This window comes from Nocardia elegans NBRC 108235 (genome assembly GCF_001612845.1).
GTDB lineage: Bacteria > Actinomycetota > Actinomycetes > Mycobacteriales > Mycobacteriaceae > Nocardia > Nocardia nova.
In genome coordinates this window covers 281,558-289,657 of record NZ_BDBF01000006.1, presented here as the reverse complement: position 1 = coordinate 289,657, position 8,100 = coordinate 281,558, and the positions used below count along the sequence as shown (strand labels likewise).

Below are 8,100 nucleotides of genomic sequence, written 5' to 3'. Positions count from 1 at the left end.
CGCCGCGGCGGCCGCAGGCCGCCCGGCCGATGCCGTGCGAATCTGCGCTACCGTCGTCACCGGCTCGGGACTGTCCGCGGCCGAAGAAGCTGCCATTGTCGCCGGCCGGGCGGTGAGCTACTACCAGATTCCGGGATTCGGCGAGCAGCTGGCGCAGGTCAATGGCTGGGATCCGGACCAGCTCGCGGTGCTGCGCGCACATCCGCAATTGGTCGGCATACGCGGGTCCGCCGACTCGGTCCGGACCGCCGCGCAGCTGACGGAGGCCGCCGCGGCGCTGCCGGCCCGCTGGCTGAACGAGGCATCGGCGGTCGGCACCGCGGCGCAGTGTCACGCCGTGTTCGACCGCTACCTCGACGCGGGCGCCGACGAACTGATCCTGCACGGCAGTACGCCGGATCGACTGGCCTCGGTCGTCGGCTGAAACAACCCTTGCGGATAAAGTGACATTACTGCCAGAATTCAGTCATTGCGGCCGGATGGATCCCGGCCGGCTCTGGCGCAGTATCGGACGGAAGAGGTAGCAGTGCGCGACTTTGCAGGGTGTTATATCGCCGGGCAGTGGCGAGCCTCCGACGGGCCGCGGATCGAGGTGCTCTCGCCCGCGTCCGGTGCACTGCTGGGCACCGTGACCGAGGCGACCGGCACCGATGTCGGGGCGGCCGTCACCGCGGCCCGCACCGCGCTCGACGAGCCGGAGTGGGCCGCCGTTACCCCCACCGACCGGGCCGAATTGCTGAGCGGCCTGGCCGCCGCACTGAAACGGCGTTCGGGCGAATTCGCCGACCTGCTCTGTGCCGAAGTCGGGTCGCCGCGCAGCTTCTCTTCCTTCGGCCAGGTCGGATTCGCCGTCGGGGTGTATCGCTCCCACGCCCGGATGGTGGCGGATTTCAGCTTCGAAGAGATCCGTCCCACCGGGGCGGGGGGCGAGGTTCTCGTACGCCGCGTGCCCGTGGGCGTCACCGCGGCGATCGTGCCGTGGAACGTCCCCCTATTCATCGCCGCGATGAAACTGGCGCCGGCGCTCGCGGCGGGATGCACCGTGGTGCTCAAGCCCGCCCCCGACGCACCGCTGGGTGTGTCGCTGTTCAGTGAGGTCGTCGAGGAGGCGGGGATACCGCCGGGCGTGATCAATATCGTGTCCGGCGGCGTGGCGACCGGGGAGGCGCTGGTGTCGCATCCGGGCGTCGACAAGGTGAGTTTCACCGGCTCCACCGCCGCGGGAAAGCGGATCGGAGCGGTCTGCGCAGCCGCGGTGCGGCGGTGCGCACTCGAGCTCGGCGGCAAGTCACCGGCGATCGTGCTCGACGACGCCGCATTCGACGACGAGACGATCGGCAGTCTCGTAACCGGCGTGATGGGCAACAACGGGCAGGTGTGCATGGCGCAGACCCGGATCCTGGTCCCAGCCACGCGCTACGCGGAGTTCGTCGACATCTTCGGCAAGGCCGTGTCGGCGCTGCGGGTCGGTGATCCCGCCGATTCCTCGACCGATGTCGGCCCGCTGATCAACCGGGCCGCGCTGGAACGGGTCGAATCGATGGTGTCCGCCGCGGTCGGTGAGGGTGCGCGAGTAGTCACCGGCGGCGCGCGAACCGACGGATTCGGCACCGGCTGGTACTACCAGCCGACCGTGCTGGCCGATGTGGACAACGACATGGCCATCGCCCGTGACGAGATCTTCGGACCCGTCGCGGTGGTCATTCCGTACACCGACGACAGCGATGCCGTGCGCATCGCCAACGATTCCGACTACGGCCTCGCCGCCGCGGTGTGGTCCGGCGATCGATCGCGCGCGGCCCGGGTCGCGGCCCGGCTGCGAGTCGGATCGGTCTCGGTGAACTCCGCGGCCCCGCTCGATCTCGGCAGCCCGTTCGGCGGTTTCAAGCAATCGGGAATCGGCCGCGAGGGCGGTCCGGAAGGGATCGCTGGTTTCTTGGAAACCCAGTCGATCATTCGCTGATCAAAAAAGTTGTCGCCGTTGTCGTTTCGGTCACGGCGGAAGAAGGGAACATGATGGAGACCACTGCCGCCGTGCTCTGGGAGCGCAACACGCCCTGGTCGGTCGAGACGATCGAACTCGATCCGCCGAAGGCCGAGGAGGTGCTGGTCGAGTTGCACGCCTCGGGAATGTGCCACTCCGACGAGCACATCGTCACCGGCGACATGCCGTTTCACCTGCCGTGTATCGGGGGCCACGAGGGCGCGGGCGTGGTGAAGCAGGTCGGTTCGAGTGTGTCCTGGCTGCGAGAGGGTGACCATGTGGTCTTCGGATTCATCCCCTCGTGCGGGCGGTGCCCGTCCTGCGCGACCGGCCATCAGAGCCTGTGCGATCTGGGCGCGAAGATCTATAGCGGTCGCCAGATCTTCGACGACACCGCGCGCCACCACGCGAGGGGCCAGGATCTCGCGCTGGCGTGCGGGGTCGGCTCGTTCGCGCACCACACCGTCGTGAACGAGGCCAGCTGTATCAAGATCGATCCGCAGCACCCGCTGGACCGGGCCTGCCTGCTGGGCTGCGGTTTCATCACCGGCTGGGGGTCAGCGGTCTACGCCGCCGGTATCCGGCCCGGCCACAACGTGGTGGTTGCCGGGGTGGGCGGCATCGGCGCCGCGGCGGTGCAGGGCGCGCGACTGTCCGGGGCACGAAACATCATCGCTATCGATCCGTCGGAGTCCAAACGGGAGGCTGCGCTGCGGATGGGGGCCACCCACGTGGCGGCGTCCTGGGACGAGGCTCCCGAGGTTGTGCGCGAGGCGACCTGGCACCGCGGCGCCGACCGGTTCATCTGCACGATGGGGGTAGGTGAGGGCCGCCTGATCGCGCAGGCGCTGGCGATGGTCGCCAAGCGCGGCGAATTGATCGTGACCAATATCCATCCCATGGCCGAGAACGAGGTTTCGGTCAACATGATGGATCTGACGCTGACCGAGAAGCGAATCATCGGCAGTCTCTACGGGTCGGCCAATCCGCGCGCGGACATCCCGAAGATCCTCGAACTCTGGAGCAACGGCCAGGTCGACCTGGACGCCGTGGTGAGCCGCGCCTATCCGCTGGAGAAGATCAACGACGGTTACGAGGACATGCGCGGCGGCCGCAACCTGCGCGGCGTACTGCGCTATCCGGCCGCCGACGCCGTGGCTTAGGCGACGCGGTGGGGGACTGCCCGCACGCGTCCCCCACGTTCGCCCCGGTCAGAAGTTCGTGCCGCCGTCGATATTGATCAGCGCGCCGGTGAGGAATCCGGCCCGCGGCGAGAGCAGAAAGGCGATGAGCTCGCCCACCTCGTGCGGCTGGCCCGGCCGGCCCAGTGCCGCGCTGAAGCCCCACTCCTCGACCATGACGCGTTCGAGTGCCTCCTCGCGGGGGTAGCCGCGCTCTGCGGCGAGGTAGTCGCGTATCGCGCTCAGCGCGTCGGTTTCGACCGCACCCGGGCAGATGCAGTTCGCCCGAATGCCCTGTTTCCCATACTCTTTCGCGATCCCCTTGGTGAATACCGCTACGGCGCCCTTGAGTCCGGCGAAAGGCAGGCGCGCGATCTCGGGTGACCTGATCGAATAGGCGGCCGTGGTGACGATGGTGCCCTTGGTCGCGATCAGATGCGGCAGTGCCGCCTCGACTGTGCGACTGGTGCCCAGTACGACATCGCGGAAGGCAGCGGTCCATTGCTCGTCGGTTGCCGAGATCGGATCGTGGCCGGTGGTGCCGGTGGTGATCGCGACACCGTCGAGCCGGCCCAGAAATTCCACCGCATGCTCCACCGCTTGCGCGGCCTGGCCCGGCTGCGCGGCGTCGAACGACAGACTGGTCACCCCGGCGGCCCCGGCCTCGCCCAGTTCGGCGGCCGCTTTCACGCCGCGTTCGCGATCGCGCCCGACGATCGCGATCCTCGCGCCGTCCTCGGCGAGTGATCGCGCGGTGGCCAGCCCGATGCCCGCGGTTCCCCCGAGCACCAGATAACCCTTGTCGCGCACTGCCAGATCCATGTGTCGATGTCCTTCCCGAAATGTTGTGGATAGTGACGATGATGTCAGAATAGTCTCTTTGGTGACCTGTTGGAGATCGATGCGTCACGGTCGCAAGCCCGAGGTATGCGGCTGAACGCCTCAATCGAACTGGTAGTTGACGGCTGTGACTGCAGTCACTAGATTACACAGTGTCAGATAGTGGACACGAACGGTGGCCTGCATACGCGGTCCGGGTCGGTCAGCCAGTTATTTCTCCGAGGAGGCGTTGTGCCGCTTCAAGATTCCATGCAGATGATTTCCGTCGATGACCATCTGATCGAGCCGCCATCGGTGTGGGTCGACCGGTTGCCGAAGAAGTTCGTCGAGGATGGTCCCCGAATCGTCGAGATGGATATGTCGCAGAACGCCGGCGACGAGGAACTGTCCAAGGCGCTGCTCGATGCGGCGCGGGGCGGAGGGCGGGGGGCCGAGCGGCTCGCCGAGGTCTGGGTCTACGAGGGGCGGGTGTATCCGAACATCGGCCTGAACGCCGTGGCGGGGAAGAAGCCGCAGGAATATGGCATGGACCCCACCCGCTACTCCGATATGCTGCCCGGCTGCTACGACCCGGTGGCCCGAATCGCCGATATGGATGTCGACGGCGTTCAGGCGGCGCTGTGCTTCCCGTCGTTCCCTCGCTTCTCCGGCACCGTGTTCCTCGAAGGCAAGGACAAGGAACTGGCGCTGTTGTCGGTGCGGGCGTGGAACGACTTCCACCTCGACGAGTGGGCGGCGGCAGCGCCGGATCGTTTCATTCCGCTGATCATCCTGCCGCTGTGGGATCCGGCCGCCGCGGCCGCCGAGATCTACCGCTGCGCCGCCAAGGGCGCAAAGGCTATTACTTTCCCGGAATGCACTGTGCCGCTAGGACTTCCGTCGTTCTACACCGATCACTGGGATCCGGTCTTCGCGGCCGCGCAGGAGACCGGCCTGCCGCTGTGCATGCACTTCGGCTCGTCGGGCCGCCCGCCGATCACCTCCCCGGAGGCCCCCATGGCGGTGATGATCTCGCTGTTCGGTACCAACTCGATGTATGCGACCGCGGATCTGCTGTTCTCCCCGGTGTTCTACAAGTTCCCCAACCTGAAGGTCGCCCTCTCCGAGGGGGGCGTCGGCTGGGTGCCGTATCTGCTCGAGCGCATCGACCAGGTCTGGGAGAAGCATCGCTGGTACCAGAACGTGAACAAGGAGGTGCGGCCGTCGGATCTGTTCCGCGAGCACATCTGGGGCTGCTTCATCGACGACAGCGAGGGCATTGTGCGCCGCGAGGCGATCGGCGTGGACAACATCCTGTGGGAGTGCGACTACCCGCACTCGGATTCGAACTGGCCCAACAGCCGCGAGTTCACCGGCAAGCTCCTGCAGAACGTTCCCGACGACGAGGCGCACAAGATCGTCGAGCTCAATGCCCGCAAACTCTTCAACTTCCCCCGCGCCAACTGAAGGGCGAAACATCGTGGCCGAGAAGGACATTGACGCCGCCGATTGGGTCGAGCAGGACTTGCTCACCAAGCAGGAGGCGGGCGAACGCCTGGCCGAGGAGATCGTCCGGGTGCGGGCACGTCTGGGCGAATTCCGGGCTGGGGCCGGGGACGTCGCTGCGATGACGATGGTCGCCCGGCGGCTGGCGGCGATGGAGGCGATCCGCGATTCGCTCCAGACCGCATCAAGTGGGGATTGACGCGGAATCATTCAGCTATACAACGTGTTGTGTGGCGGTTCCTGGCGCACCTGTGGGCTCCTGGAGGGGGTTGAGGGCGGCGGCCCGGCGGTGACTCGCCGCGATCTGGTCGAGGCTGCTCGGGCAGCCCTCGATCTCTTCTCGAAGTAGACCCACTTTAGTGACACTCATGGCCATTTATAGGCGAATCGTATGCCATATTTTTGCAGAATGTCCAGGTAGACGTAGTTGCAATATAGTGACACTAGTGCCAGAATCGGATGGCAATGGGGATTTCGGCCGCGTACCGGTGCCGTCCGGGGGCTGCTGAAGATGTGACGACGACGAGCGAGGAACAGCCGATGATCGGAGCCGATGAGGCCGCGGACGTGCTGGTTGATTTCGACTGGTGGCAACAGACCGGCCAGGCCGAACGAGACGCGCGATTCGACGCCCTGCGCAGGGAGAATCCGCGGCCGTTCGTCCCGCTCGGCGGCGGGCCGGACCGGAGCAGGGGGTTCTGGGCGTTGACACGCCATGCCGACATACTCGAGGTTAGCCGCCGTCCCGAGGATTTCGCCTCGGGGGAGGGCACGCAGATTTTCGACCAGCCGCGCGCGTTGCGTGACTATCGCGGGTCGATCATCGATATGGACAATCCCGAACATTCCCGGGTCCGCAAGATCGTATCCCGGGGGTTCACCAACAAGAGCCTCGAATCGATTCGCGGGCTGGTCGAATCGACCACTCACGAAATCCTCGATGCGATGCCGGCCACGGGTGAATGCGATTTCGTCGACAATTTCGCCGCGCTGCTCCCGCTGCGGATCATCAGCACCATGCTCGGCATTCCGCAGGAGCACGAGGCCGATATCCTCGCGGCGACGAACACGATTCTGGGTGCCTCGGACGCGGAATACATCCCCGACCAGTCCGGGGCGGGGATCGCGGGTGCGGTCACCGAGGCCAGCGAACGGCTCATCGGGCTGCTGCAGAATTTGTCCGAGGAGCGGATAGCCGATCCGCGCGACGATGTCATCAGCATGCTGGTCGCCGCGAAGGAGGGCGACAACCTGACTCCGCAGGAGATGGCGAAGTTCTTCATCCTGCTGGTCGGCGCCGGAAATGAGACCACGCGCAACGCCCTGACTCACGGGGTGTACGCCCTGAGTCGCCACCCCGATCAGCGCGAGGCCTGGCTGGCCGACTACCGCGCGTCGGCACCCACCGCGATCGAGGAAATCCTGCGCTGGGCGAGTCCGGTGATCCACATGCGCCGCACGGTGACCCATGACGGCGTTCAACTCGGTGATCAGGTGTTCTCTCGCGGCGAGAAGGTTGTGCTCTGGTACACCTCAGCCAATCGCGATGATGCCGTTTTCGAGGACCCCTACGTTTTCGATATCGCCCGAAATCCGAACCCGCACTTGGCATTCGGTGCGCCGGGGCCGCACTTCTGCCTGGGCGCGCATCTGGCGCGGCTGGAGCTGAATATCGCGTTCGAGGCACTGTATTCGCGTTTTCCCGACCTCGAGGCCGTCGGCGAGCCGACACTGCTGCGGTCGAATTTCGTGAACGGCATCAAACATCTCAACGTGAGGTATACGCACCGATGACCGATGCCCTCCTGCAGAAGATCGACAGCGGAATTCTCACGATCACGCTCAACCGGCCCGAGGCGGCCAATGCCATCCGGCCCGACGATCGCGACGCCCTGATCGAACTGTTCGCCGCGGCGGACGCCGACCCCGACGTCCGGGTGGTCCTCCTGCGGGCGAACGGCAAACATTTCTGCTCCGGCGCGGACGTGGTGAAGTTGGCGGACGGTCACGCGAAGAACGTCAAGCGGGTCACCGATCCGATGCGGCGCATCATGACCGGTGCACAGCGCCTCATCGCCGCGGTATTGGATTGCGGAAAGCCGGTCGTCAGCGTGGTGCACGGCGCCGCCGCCGGCATCGGCGCCCACCTGGCCTACGCCTCGGACCTGGTGATCGCGACCGAGGCGGCCTACTTCAGCGAGTCGTTCGTCAAACGCGGACTCGTGGTCGACGGCGGCGGCGCCTATCTGTTACCTCGGCTGATCGGCATGCAGCGCGCGAAGGAATTGGTGTTCTTCGGTGACAAGCTCCGGGCCTCGGAAGCCCTCGGTCTCGGTGTGGTGAATCGGGTTGTGGCCGAGGAGGACCTGGAATCGGTACTCACCGAACTGACCGGCCGGCTCGCGACCGCCCCGACCAGCTCGATCGCATTGACGAAACGATTGTTCAACAGCTCTCTCGACGGCGATCGTGCGGCCGCATTTCTCGCCGAGGCGATGGCGCAGGAGATCCAGTCGTATTCGGCCGATGCTAAAGAGGGCGTGCGCTCGTTCGTCGAACGCAGGCCCGCCGAATATCGCGGTTGGTGATGCGCCGAACATCCGTGCAGTC

At 66.0% G+C, this 8,100-nt stretch carries 8 protein-coding genes; 7 read left to right on the top strand and 1 reads right to left on the bottom strand.

The genetic code is table 11. The features are described from left to right. The 3 genes from NE2_RS36190 to NE2_RS06045 form a co-directional block, all read left to right on the top strand. Positions 1 to 424, top strand: a 424-nt coding sequence (locus NE2_RS36190; protein ID WP_507755072.1) for an LLM class oxidoreductase, incomplete at its 5' end; no start/stop codon positions are given. A 102-nt stretch (positions 425 to 526) separates the two neighbouring features. After that, positions 527 to 1,963, top strand: a complete 1,437-nt coding sequence (locus NE2_RS06050) for an aldehyde dehydrogenase (protein WP_063024589.1) — start codon at positions 527 to 529, stop codon at positions 1,961 to 1,963. A gap of 53 nt (positions 1,964 to 2,016) precedes the next feature. Next, positions 2,017 to 3,147, top strand: coding sequence for an NDMA-dependent alcohol dehydrogenase (locus tag NE2_RS06045; protein WP_063024587.1), 1,131 nt, complete (start codon positions 2,017 to 2,019; stop codon positions 3,145 to 3,147). Positions 3,148 to 3,195: 48 nt separating this feature from the next. Here the strand turns inward: NE2_RS06045 and NE2_RS06040 are convergent, their stop codons facing one another. Continuing rightward, positions 3,196 to 3,987 (bottom strand): SDR family NAD(P)-dependent oxidoreductase, encoded by a 792-nt coding sequence (locus NE2_RS06040; RefSeq protein ID WP_063024582.1) that lies wholly within the window; start codon positions 3,985 to 3,987, stop codon positions 3,196 to 3,198. A 249-nt stretch (positions 3,988 to 4,236) separates the two neighbouring features. Between NE2_RS06040 and NE2_RS06035 the strand changes: the two genes are divergently transcribed. From NE2_RS06035 to NE2_RS06020, 4 genes are all read left to right on the top strand, one after another. Beyond that, positions 4,237 to 5,451 (top strand): amidohydrolase family protein, encoded by a 1,215-nt coding sequence (locus NE2_RS06035; protein WP_233429683.1) that lies wholly within the window; start codon positions 4,237 to 4,239, stop codon positions 5,449 to 5,451. Between the two features lie 13 nt (positions 5,452 to 5,464). Beyond that, positions 5,465 to 5,689 carry a hypothetical protein gene (locus tag NE2_RS06030; RefSeq protein ID WP_307617237.1) on the top strand — a complete coding sequence of 75 codons (225 nt, stop codon included), beginning with the start codon at positions 5,465 to 5,467 and terminating at the stop codon, positions 5,687 to 5,689. 341 nt (positions 5,690 to 6,030) lie between these two features. Then, positions 6,031 to 7,284, top strand: a complete 1,254-nt coding sequence (locus NE2_RS06025) for a cytochrome P450 (protein WP_063024667.1) — start codon at positions 6,031 to 6,033, stop codon at positions 7,282 to 7,284. Beyond that, entirely contained in the window at positions 7,281 to 8,078 is a 798-nt protein-coding gene (locus tag NE2_RS06020) for an enoyl-CoA hydratase/isomerase family protein (protein ID WP_063024577.1), read from the top strand. The genes NE2_RS06025 and NE2_RS06020 overlap by 4 nt, the downstream gene beginning before the upstream one ends. Positions 8,079 to 8,100 lie beyond the last annotated feature (22 nt).

Coding starts and splice junctions, on each gene's coding strand:
- NE2_RS06040 (WP_063024582.1), bottom strand. CDS start 3,987: ATGGATCTGGCAGTGCGCGACAAGGGTTATCTGGTGCTCGGGGGAACC.
- NE2_RS06025 (WP_063024667.1), top strand. CDS start 6,031: ATGATCGGAGCCGATGAGGCCGCGGACGTGCTGGTTGATTTCGACTGG.
- NE2_RS06045 (WP_063024587.1), top strand. CDS start 2,017: ATGGAGACCACTGCCGCCGTGCTCTGGGAGCGCAACACGCCCTGGTCG.
- NE2_RS06020 (WP_063024577.1), top strand. CDS start 7,281: ATGACCGATGCCCTCCTGCAGAAGATCGACAGCGGAATTCTCACGATC.